Here is a 21289-nt window from a genome sequence, read left to right as displayed (position 1 = left end):
CGCCTACCGACGCTGCCCGAGAAAGGGTTCGAAGAGGGACCACATGCCCCATGGGGATCTCAGCCTCCGCAAACGGTGCGAGTTCATTCTCGGCCATCTGGACCTGCCCCATCCGTTTTCGCTCGACGGACTGTGCGCACGCGTCGCCGAACAGCGCGGCCGGCCCATCCGCCTGCACCCGCTGCCCCCCGAGGCGGCCGAATCGGGCGTGTGCGGCCTGTGGGTGGGAACCGCGACCGTCGACCACGTCTTCTACGAGGCCCGCACCACCCCGCTGCACCGGGAGCACATCGTGCTCCACGAGCTCGGGCACATCCTCTTCGGCCACCACTCCCTCGACGGCGAGGAGGCCGACGGCCGGGCGCCCGTGGTCCTGGGCCGCACCAACTACACCAGCCTCCAGGAGCGGGAGGCGGAACTGCTCGCGAGCATGATCCGCACCCGCGTCCCCGGCCCCCGCCGACCGCGCCCGGCCGGCGCGCCCCGGGGCGCCCTCGCCCGACTGGAGTCCGCCATGGGGTACGAGCGGGGTCCGCGCGATGCCGGCTGACCTCGCCGCCCTCGGGGACTGGCTCGCCGTGCCGAGCGTGGTGTGCCTGTGGGTCGCCGTCCTGCTGCGTGCCCCCGGAGCCCTGCGCTCGCCGCAGCAACGCGGACTGTGGCTCGCGGTGGCCACCGCCGCCGCCGCTATGACCCTCAACCTGCCCGAGGTCGTCGCCCACGCCATGAGCCGCGACCCCGGCTACGCGCACACCGTCGGCCTCGTCCGCAACCTCATCGGAGTCCTGTCAGCCGGCGCCGTGCTCTACTTCGTGGCCGCCGCCACCGGCGGGCGCACCCTCCAACGCGCCGCCTGGACCGGAACGCTGCTGTGGTCGGCCGCGCTGCTCGTCCTGGACGCCGCCGCGCCCGAGCACGCGAGCCACACCATCCCGCCCACCGGCGACCCGGTGCCGTCCCTCGCCTACTGGCTCGTCCTGATCTCCGCCCACCTGATCGCCAACACCGTCTGCGTGTCCGTCTGCCGGCGCTACGCCCGCCGGACGGAGAGCCGCGCACTCGCCGCCGGACTGCGACTCTTCGGCCTCGGCACCGCCCTCGCCGGGCTGTTCTGGTTCGCGTACCTGCTGAAGGCCCTGTTCGCGAGCACCTGGGCCGTGCCCGCGCTGCCGCTGCTGATGAACCTGCACGGCCTGCTGCGGGCCGCCGCGATCCTCGTGCCGACCCTGTTCACCCTGCGCCGCACCACCGCCGACGTCACCACCGCCTGGCGGCTGTGGCCGCTGTGGCGTGACCTCGTCGAGGCCGTCCCGCACGTGGTGCTCTCCCCGCCCCGCGCCGGCCGTGTACTGGAGCTGCTGTGGCCGCCGCTCCCGCGCGGCCTGCTCGTCTACCGGAAGGTCATCGAGACCCGCGACGCGATCCTGGTGCTCGGCGAGTACGTGGACCGGGGCGTGCCCGAGCTCGCGCGCAGCCACGTCGCCGGGAGCGGGATCCCCGAACAGCGGCGGACGGCCGCCGCGCTGGCCTGCGTGCTGAAACAGGCCCGGCAGACGAAGCTCGCCGGACTTCCCGGCCGGCCGGGCGCCGGGTCCCTGGAACTACCGGCCGAGATCAGGACATCGGCCGAGGGCGGGGACCTGGAGAGCGAGGCCGGGTTCCTGGTGGACGTCGCCCACGCCTGGCACGCGCCCGGTACCGCCGCCTTCACCGCGTCCCGGGCCGCCGGTGCCCACGACAGCCCGAACCCGTAGGAAGTGGAACAGCCTTGACCACCGTATTGATCACCGGAGCCAGCGCCGGACTCGGCGCGGCCTTCGCGCGCGGCTTCGCCGCCAAGGGGTGCGACCTGATCCTCGTCGCCCGCGACAAGGCCCGCCTGGAGTCCCTCGCCGCCGAACTCGCCCGCGAGTTCGCCGCCGGCTGCGAGGTGCTGCCCGCCGACCTGCTGGACGTGCGGCAGTGCGCGGCCGTCGCCGAACGGCTCGCCGACCCGGCCCGGCCCGTCGACGTCCTCGTCAACAACGCCGGATTCGGGCTGCCGGCGCCCTTCCCGTACAACCCGATCGAGGACGAGGAGCGGATGCTCGACCTCCTCGTCAAGGTCCCGCTGCGGCTCACGCACGCCCTGCTGCCCGGCCTGCGCGCCCGCCGCCGCGGCGCCGTGCTCAACGTGGCCTCGGTCGCCGCGCTGCTGCCGACGGGGACGTACGGGGCCGCCAAGGCCTGGGTGACCGCCTTCAGCGAATCGCTGCGGGTCGACATGGAACCGTACGGGGTGCGCGTGCTCGCGGTGGTGCCGGGCTTCACCCGCACCGAGTTCCAGGAGCGCGCCGGCATGGACGTCAGCGCGCTGCGCGACGCCGTCTGGCTGGAGCCCGAGGCCGTCGTGGCCAAGGCCCTGCGCGATCTCGCCCGGCGCCGACCGGTGAGCATCACGGGCCGCCGCTACCAGGCGTACGCCCTCGCCGCCCGCCACCTGCCGCGCGGCTTCGTGGCCCGCAGGATGGCCCGCACCCGCAGGCCTCCCCTCGGATCCGACACGTGAACGGTCCCGTGGAGCGGGCCCGCGAGGCCCTGCGGTCGGGGGCGACGCCGGTCGAGGCGTACACCGAACTCGCGGCCGGGACGCGGGACCTGCGGGGCGCGGCCCTCGCGGTGTGCGAGGCGCTCGGGATCCCGCGGGCGGACGCGGGGACGAGGCTGGGTGACGGCGACGGCCGGTGGGGCGGGTTCGGCCCCGGGGAGGAGTCCCTCCTCGGCGAACTCCTCGAAACCATCGGGGTGTTCGACACCCCCGTCGCCCTGGACGAGCCCGGCGAGCGCATCCGGGCACTGATGCGCCGGGCCCCCGGAGCGCTCGGCGGCATCGCGAGCGGCGCGGCCCTCGGCGTTCACCGGAAGCTGTACGCCGGCCGGCTGCCCGAGGCGTACGCGACGCTGGTGCGCCTACCGGTCCGCGAGTGCGGGGACCCGGTCCGGTACTGGGCGACGCTGGGCACGGTGGGGGAGCTGCTCGCCGCCTGGCTGCCGCCCGGCGACCCGGAGGCCGCCGGGCGGGTGCGGGAAGCCCGCGAACACTGTGCCCGGCAGGCCGCCGCTACAGCTCGGTGACCTTGCCGTCGACGACCTCCAGGCGGCGCGTCACGTGGACGGCGTCCAGCATCCGGCGGTCGTGCGTCACCAACAGCAGGGTGCCCTCGTAGGCGTCCAGCGCCGCCTCCAGCTGCTCGATCGCCGGCAGGTCGAGGTGGTTCGTCGGCTCGTCGAGCACGAGGAGGTTCACGCCGCGCCCCTGGAGCAGCGCCAGCGCCGCCCGGGTGCGTTCGCCGGGGGAGAGGGTCGCAGCGGTGCGCAGGACGTGCGCCGCCTTCAGACCGAACTTGGCCAGCAGGGTCCGCACCTCCGCCGGCTCGGTGTCCGGGACCGCCGCGCAGAACGCCTCCAACAGCGGCTCGTCGCCGAGGAACAGCCCGCGGGCCTGGTCCACCTCACCGACCAGGACGCCGGAGCCGAGGGTCGCGGCGCCGGAGTCCGGCGCGAGCCGGCCCAGCAGGACGGCGAGGAGGGTGGACTTGCCGGCGCCGTTGGCCCCGGTGATCGCGACCCGGTCCGCCCAGTCGATCTGCAGGCTCGCGGGCCCGAACGCGAAGTCCCCGCGCCGCACGGCCGCCTCGCGCAGGGTGGCCACCACCGAACCGGAGCGCGGGGCCGCCGCGATCTCCATCCGCAGCTCCCACTCCTTGCGGGGCTCCTCGACGACGTCCAGCCGCTCGATCGCGCGCTGCGTCTGGCGGGCCTTCGCGGCCTGCTTCTCGCTGGACTCGCCGCGCAGGTTCTTGCCGATCTTGTCGTTGTCGGAGGACTTGCGGCGGGCGTTGCGCACGCCCTTGTCCATCCAGTTGCGCTGCATCTGCGCCCGGCCTTCGAGGGCGGCCTTCTTGCCCGCGTACTCGTCGAACTCCTCGCGGGCGTGGCTCCGGGCCCGCTCGCGCTCCTCCAGGTACGAGTCGTAGCCGCCGCCGTAGAGGTTGATCTGCTGCTGCGCCAGGTCGAGTTCGAGGACCTTGGTGACGGTCCGCGTGAGGAACTCGCGGTCGTGGCTGATCACGACGGTGCCCGCGCGCAGCCCCTTGACGAACTGCTCCAACCGCTCCAGACCGGCCAGGTCCAGGTCGTTGGTCGGCTCGTCCAGCAGGAACACGTCGTACCGGGACAGCAGCAGCGAGGCCAGACCGGCGCGGGCCGCCTGGCCACCGGACAGCGCGGTCATCGGCAGGTCCAGGCCCACGCCGAGGCCGAGCTCGCCGGCGACCTCCTCGGCCCGCTCGTCGAGGTCGGCGCCACCGAGGTTCAGCCACCGGTCGAGGGCGTCCGCGTACGCGTCGTCCGCGCCCGGGGTGCCGTCCACGAGTCCCTGGGTGGCGGCGTCCAGCTCGGCCTGCGCGGCGGCGACACCGGTACGGCGGGCCAGGAAGTCCCGGACCGATTCACCGGGACGCCGATCGGGCTCCTGGGGCAGGTGCCCGACGGCGGCGCCGGGCGGGGAGAGCCGCAGCTCACCGGTCTCCGGAGCGTCCAGCCCGGCGAGGAGCCGCAGCAGGGTCGACTTCCCGGCGCCGTTGACGCCGACGAGTCCGATGACGTCGCCGGGCGCGACGACGAGGTCGAGATCGGCGAAGAGCGTGCGCTCACCGTGCGCGGCGGTGAGGTTCTTGGCGACGAGGGTTGCAGTCATGATGCCCCGATCCTATCCGCGCCCGCGGGGGCCTCACGTGCCGATCAGCCGGAGCCCCGCCCACAGGGCCGCGACCGCCGCCACCAGGCCCGCAGGGGTGGTGAGCAGCCCGAGCCGGGTGAACTCCCCGAGCCCGACGCGTTCGCCGTGCGCGTGCAGGATCCGCCGCCACAGCAGCGTGGCCAGCGAACCCGCGTACGTGAGGTTCGGGCCGATGTTGACCCCGATCAGCACGGCCAGCACCGGTCCGGCCCCGCCCGGGGCGGCCAGCGGCAGCAGCGCGAGCACCGCGGGCAGGTTGTTGATCAGGTTGGCGAGGAGGGCGGCCACACCGGCCACGGCGAGCAGCGCGGGCAGCGAATCACCGGCCGGCAGCACCCGCTCCAGCCCGTCGCCGAGGCCGTGGTCCACGACGGCCCGGACGACGACGCCCAGCGCGAGCACGAACACGCAGAAGGCGGGCGCGGCCGCCGCCACCAGCCGGACCGGCGTGGTCTCGCGCCGCCGCAGCGCCCGTACGGCCAGGGCCACCGCCCCGGCCAGCGCCGCCCAGGCGGGGCTCGCCCCCGCGAAGGAGGTCACGACGAAGCCGGCCAGCGTCAGGACCAGCACCGCGAGCGCGAAGCGCGGCATCGCCACCCGCTCCACGGCGTCCGGGGCGTGCTCGGGCGGGGCCTTCAGATCGGCGCGGAAGAAGCGACGGAACACCACGTACTCCACCCCGATCGCCACCGCCCACGGCAGGGCCATCAGCGCGGCGAACCGGGTGAAGGACAGCCCGCTCGCCGCGAAGGCGAGCAGGTTGGTCAGGTTCGACACGGGAAGCAGCAGCGACGCCGAGTTCGCCAGGTGCGCGGTGGCGAAGACGTACGGTCGCGGTCGCGCTCCGAGGTGGGCGGCCGTCGCCAGGACCACCGGCGTCAGCAGCACGACGGTGGCGTCCAGGCTCAGCGCGGCCGTGACCAGCGAGGCCACCAGGAACACCGGGCCCAGCAGCGTCCCCGGCTCACGCCCCGCCGAGCGCCGGGCCACGGTCGCACCGACGGCCCGGAACAACCCCTCGTCGGCGCACAGCTGGGCGAGGACGAGGATCACGGCGAGGAACCCGACCACGGGCAACAGCTCCCGCAGCTGCCCCCAGGCATCGGCGGGGGAGACCACGCCGAGGGCGACGAGCAGCGCGGCAGCGGGTACCGCGGCCGCCGCCTCGGGCAGCCCGCGCGGGCGCAGCACGGCGAAGGCCAGCACTCCGAGGAGGGCGGCGACCGACAGGGACTCGGCGAGGACGGTGTTCAGGGCAGGACTCCGGGACGGGGGCGGCCGGGATCCCTGAGGGACCTGCGGCGGGGTGTCCCGGAAGGATCGCACGGTCGGCGGCACGCCCGGACGAGTGGGATGCCCGTCATTGCGGCCACCTGCCCGAGGTCACACCATGGAGGCATGTCGCCGCGAAACGTGCTCGTGGTCCTCCGCGCCGGGGCCCGGAGCCCGGACGTGACCGGTCCCGTCGAGGTGTTCGGCGGCGTCGCCCGGTGCCCCGGGAGGGCCGGTACGCGACCCCCACGGTGTCCCCGGGAGGCGCGGCCGGTGTCGGTGTGCTCGGGCGGCCTGCTGCTCGCCGGGGCCCGGCTGCTCGACGGCAGGCGGGCCGGCTCGCACCGGGACGGGTGCGAGCCGGATGGTCCGGGACCACCCGGCGGTGACGCCGGCCCCGGCCCCTATCCTCGTCCGCGACGGCTCCGCGCCCGACCCCCGAGCCCGCCTCGGCGCCCGATCACCGAGCACCACCCCGTCACCCACGGCGCGGACCCGGAACGGGTCGGCCCGATCGAAGCTCCGGAGGAGCCATGCAGATCGCCGTACTGCTCTACGACCGCTTCACCGCGCTCGACGCCATCGGACCCTTCGAGACCCTGGGACGGCTCGACGGCGCGGAGACAGTCTTCGTGTCCGAACGGCCCGGGCCGGTGCGGACCGACAACGCTGCGCTCGCCCTCGTCGCCGACCGGTCCCTGGGCGAGGTGACCCGGCCCGACATCGTCGTCGTGCCCGGCGGCCCGCACCCCGAGGTGGAGATGAAGAACCCGGTGGTCCTCGACTGGCTGCGCGGGGTGGACGCCACCACCACGTGGACCACCTCCGTCTGCACCGGCTCCCTGCTGTTGGGCGCCGCCGGGCTGCTCGACGGACGCCGGGCCACCAGCCACTGGCTCTACCTGGACCGGCTGGCCCCCCTCGGCGCCGAGCCCACCGGGGAGCGGGTGGTCTACGACGGCAAGTACGTCACCGCCGCCGGGGTGTCGTCCGGCATCGACATGGGGCTCGGCCTGCTGGGCCGGATCGCCGGGGACACGTACGCGCAGACCGTCCAGCTGATGTGCGAGTACGACCCCCAGCCGCCGTACGACGCCGGTTCCCCGGACAAGGCGCCGGCCGGGATCGTCGCCCGGCTGCGCGGCTCTAATCCGGTGACGGCCGACTGAAGAGCGGCGCGCGGCGCTCCAGGAACGCGGCGACGCCCTCCGCGGCGTCGCCGCTCGCGGCGGCCCGCTCGGCCCAGTGGGCGTCCCGGTCGGTGCGGCCGTCCACGAACTCCTTGGCCGCCGCCTGGGTCAGCCAGGAGCGGGCGGTCAGGACGCGGGTGAACTCGGCGACCCGCTTGCCGAGTTCACCGGCGGGCAGCAGCTCGTTCAGGAAGCCGGCCCGCAGGGCCTGCTCGGCGTCGATCAACTCGGCGGAGAACAGGAGGTACTTGGCCCAGGCAGGGCCGACCACCGAGGCGAGCCGTCGGGTGGAGGAGGCCGGATAGACGATGCCCAGCTTCGCCGGAGTCACCCCGAAGGACGCCCCCTGCTCGGCGAAGCGCAGGTCGCAGGCGGCCGCGAGCTGGCTCCCGCCGCCCACGCAGTACCCCCGGATCGCCGCGACGGTCGGCTTCGGGAAGGCGGCGAGTGCCTCCTCCGCCGCCACCGACAGGGCCTGGGGGTCGTCGTCGCCGGTGAGCGAGGAGATGTCGGCGCCCGCGCAGAACGTGGCACCGGCCCCGGTCATGACCAGTACCCGTACGGCCGGATCGGCGGCGAGCCCCGGCAACAGCGCGGGCAGGGCCCGCCACATCGACGCGGTCATGGCGTTGCGTTTGGCGGGGTGCGAGATGACGACGGTGGCCACCCCGTCGGCCACGGTGTGGGAGAGGGCTGCGTCGCGGGCTGCGTCCATGCGCCGGATGCTATCCGGGCCCGCCGATCCTATGATCGATGGGGAGTCCGACCCGGGGGCGCGGAAGGCCGGGGGTACGGAAGGTCGGGGGTGCGGAAAGGCGGCACGTCCATGCGCGCGGAGCGAACCGACCCGGAGCGGAAGCAGGAGAAGGCGAAACTCAGCCGCGGTTTCGGGCTGCTGGCCCTGCTCGGGGTGATCCTCGTGATCGCCGGGCTGGTCGGCCTCGTCTACACCGGCCTTGCCACCTTGACCTCGATGTTCCTCTTCGGCTGGTTGCTGCTGATCGGTGGCGTGGTGGGCCTCGCGCAGGCCGTCCAGTCCCGCGGGACCAACTACTTCTGGCTCGCTGTCATCGTCGCCGCGATCAACATTGCCGCCGGATTCGTGATCCTGCGCCGCCCCGAGGCCAGTGCCGAGGCGCTCACCATGTTCGCCGCCCTGCTGTTCCTGACCGGTGGGTTGTTCCGCCTCGTCGGCGCGCTCGTCGTGCGGGGCACCAACTTCGGGCTCACCCTCGTCCAGGGCGCGTTCGGCGTCCTGCTGGGCGTGCTGGTGCTGTGGAGCTGGCCGAGCAGCAGCCAGTACGTGATCGGCGCCTTCTTCTCCCTCGCCCTGCTGTTCGACGGGCTGAGCCTGGTGGCCCTGGGATTCGGCGCCCGGCGGATCCTCGGCCTGGTCAGGGAGGACGAGGTGGCGGGCGGGCCGGACGCGGCGGACGGGACGCGGGAGACCGTCGGTAAAGCGCCCGAACCGGATCAGGAACAGTCCAACAACTGACTCTGTCATACGCCAGTGGTCAGAAAGTGTCCGATTGACGCTGACTTCTGGTCAGGGGTCCGGTCCGGACCAGGCTGTTCCCCACTCTTGACGCGTGGAGACGATCGAGCGCGAAGACGGGGGCCGGAAAATGACAGACAGCGGGAACGTCCCGCCAGCCGGGGGAGGTGAGGCGCCTGCTCCGGCGGACCCCCTCGCGTACGAGGGAGTGTGGCGCTTCACCGCGCCGGCGGTAGAAGAATCCGTTCCGCAGGCCCGCCGCGCGGTCCGTGACCTGCTCGGCCGGCAGGGGGTGCCGGCCCATCAGGACCTGGTGTACTCCCTGCTGCTGATCGTCTCCGAACTGGTGACGAACTCCGTGCGCCACGCGGCCCTGCTCTCCCCGGAGGTGGCCGTCGAGGTCGCGGTGGGGCGCGAATGGGTACGGGTGGCGGTCGAGGACAACCACCCGTACCGCCCCAAGGCGCTGGAGGCCGACTTCGGCCAGACCGGCGGCCGGGGCCTGCTCCTCGTCCGCGAGGTGACGCTGGAGGCCGGCGGGGTCTGCGACGTCGAGCACACCTCCACGGGCGGCAAGGTGATCTGGGCCGCGCTACCCCTGACGGCCCCGCGGAACCCCACGCCCTGACCGGCCCGTGCGGAACGACGGGCCGGCCACGATCCGCGACGTCCACCCACCGACGTCCCACCGTCCGCGGCCGACCCGCGGGACGCGCCCGCCGGCTCGCGGGGACGTCCTACCAGCCCGCGTTGTCGCCGGTCAGCTCGCGGATCGCGGGACGCGCCGCGTCCAGCACGGTCATGAACCAGGCCGAGAACGGCGCCTCGGCGTGCCGCTTCGCCAGTTCCTCGGCGGTGACGAACGCGGTGTCGCCGACCTCCTCCGGATCCGGCTCCGGTCCGGCCTGCGCGAGTCCCACGAACAGGTGGTTGTACTCCTGCTCGACCAGCCCGGAAGCGGGGTCCGGATGGTTGTAGCGCACGGTCCCGGCCTCCGCGAGCAGCGACGGGGACAGCCCCAACTCCTCGTGGGTCCGCCGGGCCGCTGCCGCGAACGGGGACTCGCCCGGGTAGGGGTGACCGCAACACGTGTTCGACCAGACGCCGGGGGAGTGGTACTTCCCGAGGGCGCGCTGCTGGAGAAGCAGCCGGCCCTGCTCGTCGAAGAGGAACACGGAGAACGCCCGGTGCAGCAGACCGGGGGCCTGGTGGGCGGACAACTTCTCCGCCGTACCGATGGTGTTGCCGGCTTCGTCGACCAGTTCGAGCATGATCGCTTCCTGAGTGCCGGCGCCGGGGGACCCGCTCTGCGCGGCGGTGGCTGGTGTGGTCGGCATACCCATCCTTCGCTTCGGACTTCGACCTTCAGTCTGCCGTACAAAACGGGCTCATCCCCACTTCGCGTGATCCACGCATGTCCGCCCCCCATCGCGTGATAGGTGATGGGGGGCGGAGCGTCGGCCCGTCACGCGCGGTGCATCAGACTCCGAACGGCGCGGGATAGCGGATGGTGCCGGCCGGGACCGGGACGCGGTCGTCCAGCACGAGCGCCATCATGGCCTCGTCCGGGACCTCGAAGGGTGCCCGGATCCCGAACCGCGACGCCGGCGCGAAGCCGAAGCGCGCGTAGTACTCGGGATGCCCGAGGACCAGGACCAGCGCCTCACCCCGCTCCCGGGCCGCCGCGAGCAGCGCCCGTACGACGGAGCTCCCGGCGCCCGAACGCTGCAACGCGGGATCGGTCGCGACCGGGGCGAGCGCCAGCGCCGGTACGCCGTCCACCTCGCAGCGGGTCAGCAGGGCGTGCGCCGCCACCGACCCGTCGGGTGACTCGGCGACGTACGAGAGCCCCGGCAGCCAGGACCCGTCGGCGCGCAGCGCGTCCACGAGGTCCGCCTCCGAGGGGCCCTCGAAGGCGGCCAGGTTGACGGCGCGTACGGCGGCCACGTCGGCCGGGGTCTCCGGCCGGGCCGGCCACCGCCCGTCGCCGCCGGCGGTCACCGGACTCAGGACGTAACCCGTGTACCCGTACTCGTGGCCGTGCCGCACCCGTACGTCGAGTTCCTCGCGCACGGCGGCCAGCGCCACCCCCGCCGCGGCGGTCGTGGCGTCGGCGGTCCGGACGCGTTCGCCGAGCGGGCCGTAGTACTCGGCCCAGTCGGAGTCCGGTTGGGGGTGGACGCCCAGCACGCGGTACCCGGCCACCTGGGCGGCGGCGAGGTTCCGGGCGGGGAGGCGCAGCGGGTACTGCGGGTCCCAGAAGGCCCGCGCCCCGGCGGAGGGCCGCTCCGCGGTCCACTCGCACTCGCTCAGCACGAGCGTGCCGCCGGGAGCGAGCAGTCGCTTCCACAGTGCGAGTGCCCGGTCGAAGCCGATGACGTAGGCGGAACCCTCCGCCCACACGAGGTCGAACGAGCCGTCCTCGTAGGGGAGTGCGCCCATGTCCGCCTTGACGGCCCGGACGCGGTCGCCGAGTCCGCGGGCCGCGGCGGCGGTGCGGAGTTCGTCGAGGAACGGTTCGTGCAGATCGACGGCGGTCACCTCGGCGAGACCCGCGCCGCCCGCCTCGGCGGCGAGCAGCAGGGCGCTGCGGCCGGGGCCGCAGCCGATGTCGAGGACGCGCGGCCGCTCGGGCAGCGGTCCGCACAGGGACAGCAACCGTCGGGTGGACGCGTCGGATCCCGGGGACTGCCGGGGCAGACCGCGGTGGAGCTCCATGAAGGCCGCGAAGACGGCCTCGTCGGAGGTGCCCGAAGGGCCCGCGGGGTCGGAGGCCGAGGAGGCCTCGGAGGAGGAACGGGTGTTACTGGTGTGGTCGGTCAACGTGAACCCTAGAGAAGGGGGCTCCGGCCGACGGGGTCGATCGGTCCGATCAGACCCGGCCGGACGCCCGGAAGGAGGTGGGGATGTCCCGGAGTTCGCCGCGCATGGCTGCGACCACTACGACGGTCATCAACCCCACCTCTTTCCCGCTCGTGTGCCGACCAGATGTCCATGGACGCGTTTACACAAGTCGAACGCGTCTTCGTCCACCGTAACATCCGGCCGTAAACAGCTGATGAATGCCGGCTTCCATTCATCCGATAGCCTCTGCCGACGTGCCGCCGCCCCTCGCGGCGGCCGTCCCGTACGCGCTGCAAGGAGTGAGTTCGTCTGCCGACCGTCATCCTCACCGGCCCGCCGGTACCCGGATCGCCGCTTGCGGACGAGCTGCTGTCGCTCGGCTTCGACGTCCGCCCGGTCACCGGTCCCGAAGACGCCGCCGCGGCCCTGGCCGACGTACCGGCCGACCAGCGCGTGGCCGTCGTCGACAGTGCCTTCGTCGGGCACGTCCACGCACTGCGCCTGGCACTGACCGACCCGCGCTTCGACGCCTGCGCGGTGACCGGCGCGCTCGCCGTGCGCGGCGCCGCCCGCGCCGCCCTCGACGAGGCCGCGGCCCTGGCGCCCGAGGCGCTGGGCGCCGGGTCCTACCCCGACCGGCTCGCGGCCGCCGTCGAGGGCTCCGGCACGGCGGTCCAGCGACCCGAACTCGGCACGCTCGTCGCCGCCGTGCCCGCCGGGGAGGCGGAGCGCGCGAGCGCCGCCGCCGCGGTCGCGGCCGTGGACGACGAGGCCGTCCGCCTGCGGACCGCGGTCAAGTCCCGCGACGGGTTCTTCACCACCTTCTTCATCAGCCCCTACTCGCGCTACATCGCCCGCTGGTGCGCGCGCCGCGGCCTCACCCCGAACCAGGTCACCACGGCCTCGCTGATCACCGCGCTGATCGCGGCCGGCTGCGCCGCGACCGGCGACCGCTGGGGCTACGTCGCGGCCGGTGTGCTGCTGCTCGTCTCCTTCGTCCTGGACTGCACCGACGGGCAGCTCGCCCGCTACTCGCTCCAGTACTCGACGATGGGCGCCTGGCTCGACGCGACCTTCGACCGCGCGAAGGAATACGCCTTCTACGCGGGCCTCGCGCTCGGAGCGGCCAGGAACGGCGACGACGTCTGGGGCCTGGCCCTCGGCGCGATGATCCTCATGACCTGCCGGCACGTCGTCGACTTCTCCTTCAACGAGGCGAACCACGACGCGACCGCCAACACGAGCCCCACGGCGGCCCTCTCCGGCCGGCTCGACAGCGTCGGCTGGACCGTCTGGGTCCGGCGGATGATCATCCTGCCGATCGGCGAGCGCTGGGCGATGATCGCGGTCCTGACCGCCGTCACCACGCCCCGGATCGTCTTCTACGCGCTGCTCGTCGGCTGCGCCTTCGGAGCCCTCTACACGACCGCCGGCCGCGTCCTGCGCTCCCTGACCCGCAAGGCGACCCGCACCGACCGGGCGGCGCGGGCCCTCGCGGACCTCGCCGACTCCGCGGTGCTCGCCTGGACCCGCGGGCCCCGCGGCAAGCGGCCCGACCGCACCGCGGTATGGCTGGCCGGGCTCGTGTCCTTCCTGATGGCGGGGGCCGCCGTCACCCGCGACTTCGGCGACCCGTGGTTGATCGGGACCGCGGCCTTCTACGTCCTCTTCGCCGGCGCGGCGGTGGAGCGGCCCCTCAAGGGCCCCCTCGACTGGCTGATCCCGCCGTTCTTCCGGTTCGCCGAGTACGTGACGGTGCTCGCACTCGCCTGGAAGGCGGACGTCCCCGGGGCCCTTCCCGCCGCATTCGGACTGGTCGCGGCGGTCGCCTACCATCACTACGACACGGTCTACCGCATCCGCGGCGGCTCGGGCGCGCCCCCGTACTGGCTGGTGCGGACGACCGGCGGCCACGAGGGCCGGGTCCTGCTGACCGTGGTCCTGGCCACCGTCCTTGCCCGTGACGCGTTCCCCGTCGCGCTCACGGCCATGGCCGTGTTCGTGGCACTGGTGGTGCTCGTGGAGAGCATCCGCTTCTGGGTCTCCTCCGGAGCACCCGCCGTACATGACGAAGGAGAACCAGCATGATCGGCCTTGTACTCGCTGCCGGTGCCGGACGCCGTCTGCGTCCCTACACCGACACCCTGCCCAAGGCCCTCGTGCCCGTCGGCCCCGAGGGCCAGGAGGAGAGCCTGACGGTCCTCGACCTGACGCTCGGCAACTTCGCGGAGGTCGGTCTCACCGAGGTCGCGATCGTCGTCGGCTACCGCAAGGAGGCCGTGTACGAGCGCCGCGAGGCGCTGGAGGCCAAGTACGGCGTCAAGATCACGCTGATCGACAACGACAAGGCCGAGGAGTGGAACAACGCCTACTCCCTGTGGTGCGCGCGTGACGTCATCAAGCAGGGCGTGATCCTCGCCAACGGCGACACCGTCCACCCCGTGTCGGTCGAGAAGACCCTGCTCGCCGCCCGCGGCGAGGGCCGGAAGATCATCCTCGCCCTCGACGCGGTCAAGAGCCTGGCCGACGAGGAGATGAAGGTCGTCACCGCCGAGGGCCGGGGCGTGCGGAAGATCACGAAGCTGATGGACCCCGCCGACGCGACGGGCGAGTACATCGGCGTCACCCTCATCGAGCCCGAGGCCGCCGAGCAGCTGGCCGAGGCGCTGAGGACCACCTTCGAGCGCGACCCCGACCTCTACTACGAGGACGGCTACCAGCAGCTCGTGAACGACGGCTTCACCATCGACGTCGCTCCCATCGGTGACGTCAAGTGGGTCGAGATCGACAACCACGACGACCTCGCCAAGGGCCGGACGATCGCATGCCAGTACTGACGCGGCTGATCCCCTCGCCCGTCGTCGTCGACATCAGCCGAGGGGCGATGGACGACCTGGCCGGCCTGCTCGCCGACCAGCGCATCTCCGCGTCCGGCAAACTCGCCATCGCGATCAGCGGGGGCTCCGGTCAGGCGCTGCGGGCCAAGCTGGAGCCCGTCCTGCCGCACGCCGACTGGTACCCGGTCGTCGACGGCACCATCGACTCCGCGGTCAAACTGGCCGACGACATAAAGGGCCGCCGCTACGACGCCGTCGTGGGCCTGGGCGGCGGCAAGATCATCGACGTGGCGAAGTACGCCGCGGCGCGGGTCGGCCTGCCCATGGTGGCCGTCGCCACCAACCTGTCGCACGACGGGATCTGCTCCCCGGTGTCCATCCTGGACAACGACAACGGGCGCGGCTCCTACGGGGTGCCCACCCCGATCGCGATGGTCATCGACCTCGATGTGATCAAGGACGCCCCGGTGCGGTTCATCCGCGCGGGCATCGGCGACGCGATCTCCAACATCTCGGCCATCGCCGACTGGGAGCTCTCGCACGCGATCACCGGCGAGGCCGTCGACGGCCTCGCGGCCGCGATGGCCCGCACCGCCGGCGAGTCCGTGCTCCGCCACCCCGGTGGTTGCGGCGACGACGAGTTCCTCACCGTGCTCTCCGAGGCCCTCGTGCTGTCCGGCATCGCCATGTCGATCAGCGGCGACAGCAGGCCCTCCTCCGGTGCCTGCCACGAGATCAGCCACGCCTTCGACCTGCTCTACCCGGGCCGCTCCGCGCTGCACGGCGAGCAGGTCGGCATCGGCGCCGCCTTCGCCATGCACCTGCGGGGGGCCGCCGAGAAGGCCGGGCTCTTCGTCGAGGTCCTGCGCGGCCACGGACTGCCCGTGCTGCCCGAGGAGATCGGGTTCAGCGTCGAGGAGTTCGTCGCGGCCGTCGAGTACGCCCCCCAGACCCGTCCGGGACGCTTCACCATCCTGGAACACCTCAACCTGTCCGCCGCCGAGATCAGGGACGCTTACTCCGACTATGCCAAGACCATCCGTAGCTGAACTCCGGCCCGTCGTTCACCCGGCGGGCGTGAAGGACCGGCGCAGCGGGGAGCACTGGGGCGGCCGCCTGTACATGCGCGAGGTCTCCCTGCGCATCACCCGCCTGCTCGTCACCACCAAGGTCACGCCGAACCAGCTGACCTACGTGATGACCCTGGCCGGCGTACTCGCCGCCCCGGCCCTGCTGGTGCCCGGCGTGTGGGGCGCCGTGCTCGGCGTGGTCATGGTCCAGCTGTACCTGCTGCTCGACTGCGTCGACGGCGAGGTCGCCCGCTGGAAGAAGCAGTTCTCGCTGTCCGGGGTGTACCTCGACCGGGTCGGCGCCTACCTGTGCGACGCGGCGGTCCTGGTCGGTTTCGGCCTGCGCGCCTCCGACCTGTGGGGCACCGGCCGCATCGACTGGCTGTGGGCCTTCCTGGGCACCCTCGCGGCGCTCGGCGCGATCCTGATCAAGGCCGAGACCGACCTGGTCGGCGTCGCCCGCCACCAGGTGGGCAAGCCGCCCGTCCAGGAGGCCGCCTCCGAGCCGCGTTCCTCCGGCATGGCGCTGGCCCGCCGGGCCGCGGCCGCGCTGAAGTTCCACCGCCTCGTCCTGGGCATCGAGGCCTCCCTGCTCATCCTGCTGCTGGCCGTGCTCGACCAGGTCCGGGGCGACCTGTTCTTCACCCGGCTCGGTGTCGCCGTCCTCGCCGGCATCGCCCTGCTGCAGACCGTGCTGCACCTGGTCTCCGTCCTCGCGTCGAGCAGGCTCCGGTGAGCGCCCCGCTGCGCGTCGGCGCGGTCGTCATCACCATGGGCAACCGCCCCGACGACCTCAAGGCCCTGATCGAGTCCGTCGCCCGGCAGGACGGCGACCCGGTCGAGGTCGTCGTCGTCGGGCAGGGCGTGGCCCTCACCGCGGAGACGGGCGTCCCCGAGGGCGTCCGCACCGTCGAGCTGCCCGAGAACCTGGGCATCCCCGGCGGCCGCAACGCGGGCATCGAGGCCTTCGGCCCCGGTGGCCGCGACGTGGACGTCCTGCTCTTCCTGGACGACGACGGGCTGCTGGAGCGCACCGACACCGCCGAACTGTGCCGTCAGGCCTTCACCGAGGACCCGCGGCTCGGGATCGTCAGCTTCCGCATCGCCGACCCCGACACCGGCGCGACCCAGCGCCGGCACGTGCCCCGGCTGCGCGCATCGGACCCGATGCGCTCCTCCCGCGTCACCACCTTCCTGGGCGGCGCGAACGCCGTCCGCACAAAGGTGTTCGAGCAGGTCGGAACCCTGCCGGGCGAGTTCTTCTACGCCCACGAGGAAACCGACCTGGCCTGGCGGGCCCTCGACGCCGGGTGGTCGATCGACTACCGGGCGGACATGGTGCTGCTGCACCCGACGACCGCCCCCTCCCGGCACGCGGTCTATCACCGTATGGTGGCCCGTAACCGGGTGTGGCTCGCCCGCCGGAACCTGCCCGCCCCGCTGGTCCCGGTGTACCTGGGCGTATGGCTCGCCCTGACGCTGGTGCGCAAGCCTTCGGGGCCTGCCCTCAAGGCCTGGTTCGGCGGCTTCAAGGAGGGCTGGACCACCCCCTGCGGTCCCAGACGTCCGATGAAGTGGCGTACCGTGTGGCGGCTGACCCGGCTCGGCCGACCGCCTGTCATCTGACAAGCCCGTGTCTGCGACGATGGGCCCGGTTCACGGGTCCTTCGTTCCAGCCCGATGCCCCTTCTGCCGCATCTTGAAGACGGAAAGTTTCGACTTGTGAGTGACACAACCCACGACGGCGCCATCGCCACGAGCAGGCCGGTGTCCGAAGACGCGGGACTGAGCCCCGAGGAGCTCGCCAGGAAGTACGGCCTGTCCGTGAGCGGGGCCCGTCCCCCTCTGGGCGCGTACGTCCGCGAGCTCTGGGGTCGGCGCCACTTCATCATGGCGTTCTCCCGGGCCAGGCTGGTCGCCCAGTACAGCCAGGCGAAGCTCGGCCAGGTCTGGCAGGTGGCGACCCCGCTGCTGAACGCGGCCGTCTACTGGCTGATCTTCGGCCTGATCCTCGGCGCGGGCAAGGAGATGCCCAAGGGCGTCTACGTCCCGTTCCTGATGATGGGCATCTTCGTCTTCACCTTCACGCAGAGCTCGGTGATGGCGGGCGTGCGGGCGATCTCCGGCAACCTCGGCCTGGTGCGCGCCCTGCACTTCCCCCGGGCCGCGCTGCCGGTGTCCTTCTCGTTGCAGCAGCTCCAGCAGCTGCTGTACTCGATGGTGGTCGTCTTCGTGATCGCCGTGAGCTTCGGCAACTACCCGCGCCTGTCCTGGCTGCTGGTGATCCCGACGCTGGCGCTGCAGTTCGTCTTCAACACCGGCCTCGCCATGATCTTCGCGCGGATGGGTTCCAAGACCCCCGACCTCGCGCAGCTGATGCCGTTCGTGATGCGCACCTGGATGTACGCCTCCGGCGTGATGTTCCCGATCGGCATCTACCTCAAGGACCAGCCGCAGTGGATCAGCGACGTGCTGCTGTGGAACCCGGTCGCGATCTACATGGACCTCATCCGGTTCGCGCTGATCGACGACTACGGCGCGAGCAACCTGCCCCCGCACGTCTGGCTCTTCGCCGTGGGCTGGGCCGTGGTGATCGGCCTCGGCGGCTTCGTGTACTTCTGGAAGGCTGAGGAGCGTTACGGCCGTGGCTGAAAAGACCGACGGGCACATCCCGACAGTGATCGCGGACGACGTCCACATCGTCTACCGGGTCAACACCGGCGGCGCCGGCAAGGGCGCGGCCACCGCCGCGCTCAGCAAGATCGTCCGACGGCGCAAGGGCGAGGCCCCCGGCGTGCGCCGGGTGCACGCGGTGCGCGGCGTCTCCTTCACCGCCTACCGCGGCGAGGCCATCGGCCTGATCGGCTCGAACGGCTCCGGCAAGTCCACCCTGCTCCGTGCCATCGCCGGGCTGCTGCCCTGCGAGTCCGGCAAGGTATACACGGACGGCCAGCCGTCCCTGCTCGGCGTCAACGCCGCGCTGATGAACGACCTGACGGGTGAGCGGAACGTCGTCCTCGGCGGACTCGCGATGGGCATGACCCGCGAGCAGATCAAGGAACGCTACGAGGACATCGTCGACTTCTCGGGGATCAACGAGAAGGGGGACTTCATCTCCCTTCCGATGCGCACCTACTCCTCGGGAATGGCGGCGCGCCTGCGCTTCTCGATCGCGGCCGCCAAGGACCACGACGTCCTGATGATCGACGAGGCGCTCGCCACCGGTGACCGGAAGTTCCAGGTCCGCTCCGAGGCGCGCATCCGTGAACTGCGGGAGAAGGCCGGCACGGTCTTCCTCGTGAGCCACAACAACAAGTCCATCCGCGACACCTGTAGCCGGGTGCTGTGGCTGGAGAAGGGCGAACTCCTGATGGACGGGCCCACCGAGGAAGTCGTCTCGGCGTACGAAAAGGCCACCGGCGGCCACTGACCGGCCGGATCCCCGCAGGTTTCGGGCCCCTGCCGCTTCGCGCGGCGGGGGCCTCGCCGTGCGGGGCGCCGGGGCGCTGCCGTGAGCGGGGGCGGTATGCGGGACGCGAGCCGCGACGCAATTCGGGGCGGGACGACATTCCCCGGTCCGGTGAATACCCGATAGGCCCCCGCGACGTTGTACAGCGTAAGCTGGACCAGTTCTCAATCGCGCCAAGAGGGGACGATTCCCCGCAGCCGAAACTCCCCGGGTACCCCGGGTAAACTCCGGCGGCGTGTCCGAAATAGGATGACTTGGGTCGGCAGTGTAGAACGGGAGATGTGACGGCAATGGCTACGGGAATTCTCCGGCCCCCAGGCACAGTGGCCGTCCCCGCCCCGGGCGGCGGGCGGTGACCCCCGGGCACGGCATCCGGTCCGGTGGCCCCGGAGCCCCCGACGGGACCCTCGACCCCGCGCGGGCCACCCTCGGCAAGGCGGCGGCGGAGAACTTCCCCGTCGCCCCCGCGTTCCTCCCGCGCGCCTGGCGCGACGGCCTGACGGCGGTCTACGGGTACGCCCGCCTCGTCGACGACATCGGTGACGGGGACCTCGTCCCGGGCGGCCGCGACGCCGTGCTCCTGGGCCTCGACCCGGCGGCCGCGGACGACCGCACCGCCATGCTCGACGCCCTCGAAGTCGACCTCCTGCGCGTCTTCGGCGGCACCGACGGCCCCCCGCGCCACCCCCTGCTCGCGGCCCTCCCGCCCGTCGTGCGCGCCCACGGCCTCACCCCCGAGCCGTTCCTCGGTCTCATCGAGGCCAACCGCCAGGACCAGCGGGTCACGCGCTACGAGACGTACGCGGACCTCCTGGCCTACTGCGAGCTCTCCGCGAACCCCGTCGGTCGCCTCGTCCTCTCCCTCACCGGCACGAGCACCCCCGAGCGCGTCCGCCTCTCCGACGCCGTGTGCACCGGCCTGCAGATCGTCGAGCACCTCCAGGACGTCGCCGAGGACCTCGGCCGCGACCGCGTGTACCTCCCCGCGCAGGACATGCGCCGCTTCCACGTCACCGAGGTCGACCTCAAGGCGCCGTCCGCCGGCGCGTCCGTCCGGGCCCTGATCGCCTTCGAGGCCGAACGCGCACGCGGGCTCCTGGACGAGGGCCTCCCGCTCGTGGGCAGCGTCCACGGCCGGCTCCGGCTGTTGCTCGCGGGCTTCGTCGGAGGAGGGCGCGCCGCCCTGAGAGCGGTCTCGGACGCCGGGTTCGACGTACTTCCCGGACCGCCCAAGCCCACCCGGAGCGGCCTGCTCCGCGAGGTGGCCGCCGTCCTGCGCACAGCGCCGAGAAAGGGGTGAGCCCCAACGTGGAGGGCCCCACACACGCGTCCGTACCGTCCGCTCCCGTCATCGCGGCCTACAGCTACTGCGAGGCCGTGACCGGAACGCAGGCACGCAACTTCGCGTACGGCATCCGGCTGCTGCCCACCGACAAGCGGCAGGCGATGTCCGCGCTGTACGCCTTCTCCCGGCGCGTCGACGACATCGGCGACGGCACCCTGCCGCCCGAGGCGAAGCTCGCCCGGCTGGAGGAGACCCGCGCGCTCCTCGGACGGGTCCGGGCCGGAGGGATCGACGAGGACGACACCGACCCGGTCGCCGTCGCCCTCGCGCACGCCGCACGCCGCTTCCCGATCCCGCTCGGCGGACTCGACGAACTCATCGACGGGGTCCTGATGGACGTCCGCGGTCAGGAGTACGAGACCTGGGACGACCTGAAGGTCTACTGCCGCTGCGTCGCCGGCGCCATCGGGCGGCTCTCCCTGGGAGTGTTCGGCACCGTGCGCGCCACGGGCCCCGACGCGGCCCGCGCCGACGAGTACGCCGACGTCCTCGGCCTCGCCCTGCAACTCACCAACATCCTGCGCGACGTCCGCGAGGACGCCGCCAACGGACGCACCTACCTGCCCGCCGAGGACCTCGCCAAGTTCGGCTGCTCCGAAGGCTTCAGCAGCGACCGGGCACCCGCCGGCTCCGACTTCGCCGGACTCGTCCACCACGAAGTCCGGCGCGCCCGCGCCCTGTTCGTCGAGGGCTACCGGCTGCTGCCCCTGCTCGACCGGCGCAGCGGCGCCTGCGTGGCCGCCATGGCCGGGATCTACCGTCGCCTCCTCGACCGCATCGAGCGCGAGCCCGAGGCAGTCCTGCGCGGCCGCGTCTCGCTGCCGACGCACGAGAAGGCGTACGTCGCCGTGCGCGGCCTGTCGGGCCTCGACGCGCGCACCATCTCGCGCCAGAGCACGCGGAGGCGGATCTGATGCACCGCACCACGGACCCCGGCGCCGCCGGCGACCGGGCAACCGCCCGGGCCGCCGCCGCGTCCTACCCGTC

21 protein-coding genes are annotated in these 21289 nt (G+C 72.8%); 16 read left to right on the top strand and 5 right to left on the bottom strand.

Going from position 1 to position 21289, the window contains the following annotated elements; all coding sequences use genetic code 11:
- The first annotated feature begins 43 nt into the window (after positions 1–43).
- From ACFVS6_RS10275 to ACFVS6_RS10260, 4 genes are read left to right on the top strand one after another with little or no spacing between them, the layout of a single operon-like run.
- A complete protein-coding gene (locus tag ACFVS6_RS10275) occupies positions 44–550 on the top strand; it encodes a hypothetical protein (RefSeq protein ID WP_389702416.1) in 507 nt (168 codons plus the stop codon).
- Entirely contained in the window at positions 540–1754 is a 1215-nt protein-coding gene (locus ACFVS6_RS10270; RefSeq protein WP_389702414.1) for an MAB_1171c family putative transporter, read from the top strand. Before ACFVS6_RS10275 ends, ACFVS6_RS10270 begins: the two co-directional genes overlap by 11 nt.
- Positions 1755–1768: 14 nt before the next feature.
- Positions 1769–2548: an SDR family NAD(P)-dependent oxidoreductase gene (locus ACFVS6_RS10265; RefSeq protein WP_389702412.1), complete on the top strand. Its 780-nt coding sequence runs from the start codon at positions 1769–1771 to the stop codon at positions 2546–2548.
- Entirely contained in the window at positions 2545–3114 is a 570-nt protein-coding gene (locus ACFVS6_RS10260; protein ID WP_389702410.1) for a hypothetical protein, read from the top strand. Before ACFVS6_RS10265 ends, ACFVS6_RS10260 begins: the two co-directional genes overlap by 4 nt.
- Here ACFVS6_RS10260 and ACFVS6_RS10255 read toward each other — a convergent pair.
- Positions 3101–4738 (bottom strand): ABC-F family ATP-binding cassette domain-containing protein, encoded by a 1638-nt coding sequence (locus ACFVS6_RS10255; RefSeq protein WP_389702408.1) that lies wholly within the window; start codon positions 4736–4738, stop codon positions 3101–3103. The genes ACFVS6_RS10260 and ACFVS6_RS10255 overlap by 14 nt on opposite strands.
- A 33-nt stretch (positions 4739–4771) precedes the next feature.
- Positions 4772–6034, bottom strand: a complete 1263-nt coding sequence (locus tag ACFVS6_RS10250) for an SLC13 family permease (RefSeq protein WP_389702524.1) — start codon at positions 6032–6034, stop codon at positions 4772–4774.
- 551 nt (positions 6035–6585) lie between these two features.
- On the opposite strand from ACFVS6_RS10250, the gene ACFVS6_RS10245 reads away from it, so the two are divergent.
- Positions 6586–7221, top strand: a complete 636-nt coding sequence (locus ACFVS6_RS10245) for a DJ-1/PfpI family protein (RefSeq protein WP_389702406.1) — start codon at positions 6586–6588, stop codon at positions 7219–7221.
- Here ACFVS6_RS10245 and ACFVS6_RS10240 read toward each other — a convergent pair.
- Complete coding sequence (locus ACFVS6_RS10240) at positions 7199–7957, bottom strand: enoyl-CoA hydratase/isomerase family protein (RefSeq protein ID WP_389702405.1); 759 nt, start codon at positions 7955–7957, stop codon at positions 7199–7201. The two genes, ACFVS6_RS10245 and ACFVS6_RS10240, sit on opposite strands and share 23 nt — an antisense overlap.
- Positions 7958–8068: 111 nt before the next feature.
- Between ACFVS6_RS10240 and ACFVS6_RS10235 the strand changes: the two genes are divergently transcribed.
- Together ACFVS6_RS10235 and ACFVS6_RS10230 are read left to right on the top strand one after the other, a co-directional pair.
- On the top strand, positions 8069–8737 hold the full coding sequence (locus tag ACFVS6_RS10235) for an HdeD family acid-resistance protein (RefSeq protein WP_389702403.1): 669 nt from the start codon (positions 8069–8071) through the stop codon (positions 8735–8737).
- A 130-nt stretch (positions 8738–8867) separates the two neighbouring features.
- Positions 8868–9365 (top strand): ATP-binding protein, encoded by a 498-nt coding sequence (locus ACFVS6_RS10230; protein ID WP_389702402.1) that lies wholly within the window; start codon positions 8868–8870, stop codon positions 9363–9365.
- 109 nt (positions 9366–9474) lie between these two features.
- Here ACFVS6_RS10230 and idi read toward each other — a convergent pair whose 3' ends face one another.
- Positions 9475–10074 (bottom strand): isopentenyl-diphosphate Delta-isomerase, encoded by a 600-nt coding sequence (gene idi / locus ACFVS6_RS10225; RefSeq protein ID WP_389702401.1) that lies wholly within the window; start codon positions 10072–10074, stop codon positions 9475–9477.
- 142 nt (positions 10075–10216) lie between these two features.
- Positions 10217–11455: a GNAT family N-acetyltransferase gene (locus ACFVS6_RS10220; RefSeq protein ID WP_389702522.1), complete on the bottom strand. Its 1239-nt coding sequence runs from the start codon at positions 11453–11455 to the stop codon at positions 10217–10219.
- A gap of 435 nt (positions 11456–11890) precedes the next feature.
- Here ACFVS6_RS10220 and ACFVS6_RS10215 point away from each other — a divergent pair, with 435 nt between their 5' ends.
- From ACFVS6_RS10215 to hpnD, 9 genes are all read left to right on the top strand, one after another.
- On the top strand, positions 11891–13669 hold the full coding sequence (locus tag ACFVS6_RS10215) for a DUF5941 domain-containing protein (RefSeq protein ID WP_389702520.1): 1779 nt from the start codon (positions 11891–11893) through the stop codon (positions 13667–13669).
- Entirely contained in the window at positions 13666–14418 is a 753-nt protein-coding gene (locus ACFVS6_RS10210; RefSeq protein ID WP_389702399.1) for a sugar phosphate nucleotidyltransferase, read from the top strand. The genes ACFVS6_RS10215 and ACFVS6_RS10210 overlap by 4 nt, the downstream gene beginning before the upstream one ends.
- Positions 14406–15467: an iron-containing alcohol dehydrogenase family protein gene (locus ACFVS6_RS10205; RefSeq protein WP_281207692.1), complete on the top strand. Its 1062-nt coding sequence runs from the start codon at positions 14406–14408 to the stop codon at positions 15465–15467. Before ACFVS6_RS10210 ends, ACFVS6_RS10205 begins: the two co-directional genes overlap by 13 nt.
- A complete protein-coding gene (locus ACFVS6_RS10200) occupies positions 15445–16224 on the top strand; it encodes a CDP-alcohol phosphatidyltransferase family protein (RefSeq protein WP_389702398.1) in 780 nt (259 codons plus the stop codon). The genes ACFVS6_RS10205 and ACFVS6_RS10200 overlap by 23 nt, the downstream gene beginning before the upstream one ends.
- Positions 16225–16259: 35 nt before the next feature.
- Entirely contained in the window at positions 16260–17114 is an 855-nt protein-coding gene (locus ACFVS6_RS10195; RefSeq protein WP_389702518.1) for a glycosyltransferase family 2 protein, read from the top strand.
- Positions 17115–17210: 96 nt separating this feature from the next.
- A complete protein-coding gene (locus ACFVS6_RS10190) occupies positions 17211–18140 on the top strand; it encodes an ABC transporter permease (RefSeq protein ID WP_389702396.1) in 930 nt (309 codons plus the stop codon).
- Entirely contained in the window at positions 18133–18918 is a 786-nt protein-coding gene (locus ACFVS6_RS10185) for an ABC transporter ATP-binding protein (RefSeq protein WP_389702395.1), read from the top strand. Before ACFVS6_RS10190 ends, ACFVS6_RS10185 begins: the two co-directional genes overlap by 8 nt.
- Positions 18919–19327: 409 nt before the next feature.
- Positions 19328–20257, top strand: coding sequence for a squalene synthase HpnC (gene hpnC, locus ACFVS6_RS10180; RefSeq protein WP_389702516.1), 930 nt, complete (start codon positions 19328–19330; stop codon positions 20255–20257).
- Complete coding sequence (hpnD, locus tag ACFVS6_RS10175) at positions 20254–21216, top strand: presqualene diphosphate synthase HpnD (protein ID WP_389702393.1); 963 nt, start codon at positions 20254–20256, stop codon at positions 21214–21216. Before hpnC ends, hpnD begins: the two co-directional genes overlap by 4 nt.
- Positions 21217–21289: the final 73 nt, after the last annotated feature.

The sequence above is a fragment of the Streptomyces sp. NPDC057939 genome (assembly GCF_042887545.1).
Lineage (GTDB): Bacteria > Actinomycetota > Actinomycetes > Streptomycetales > Streptomycetaceae > Streptomyces.
The sequence above is the reverse complement of the archived record's forward strand: the minus strand, read 5'-3'. Positions and strand labels throughout refer to the sequence as shown.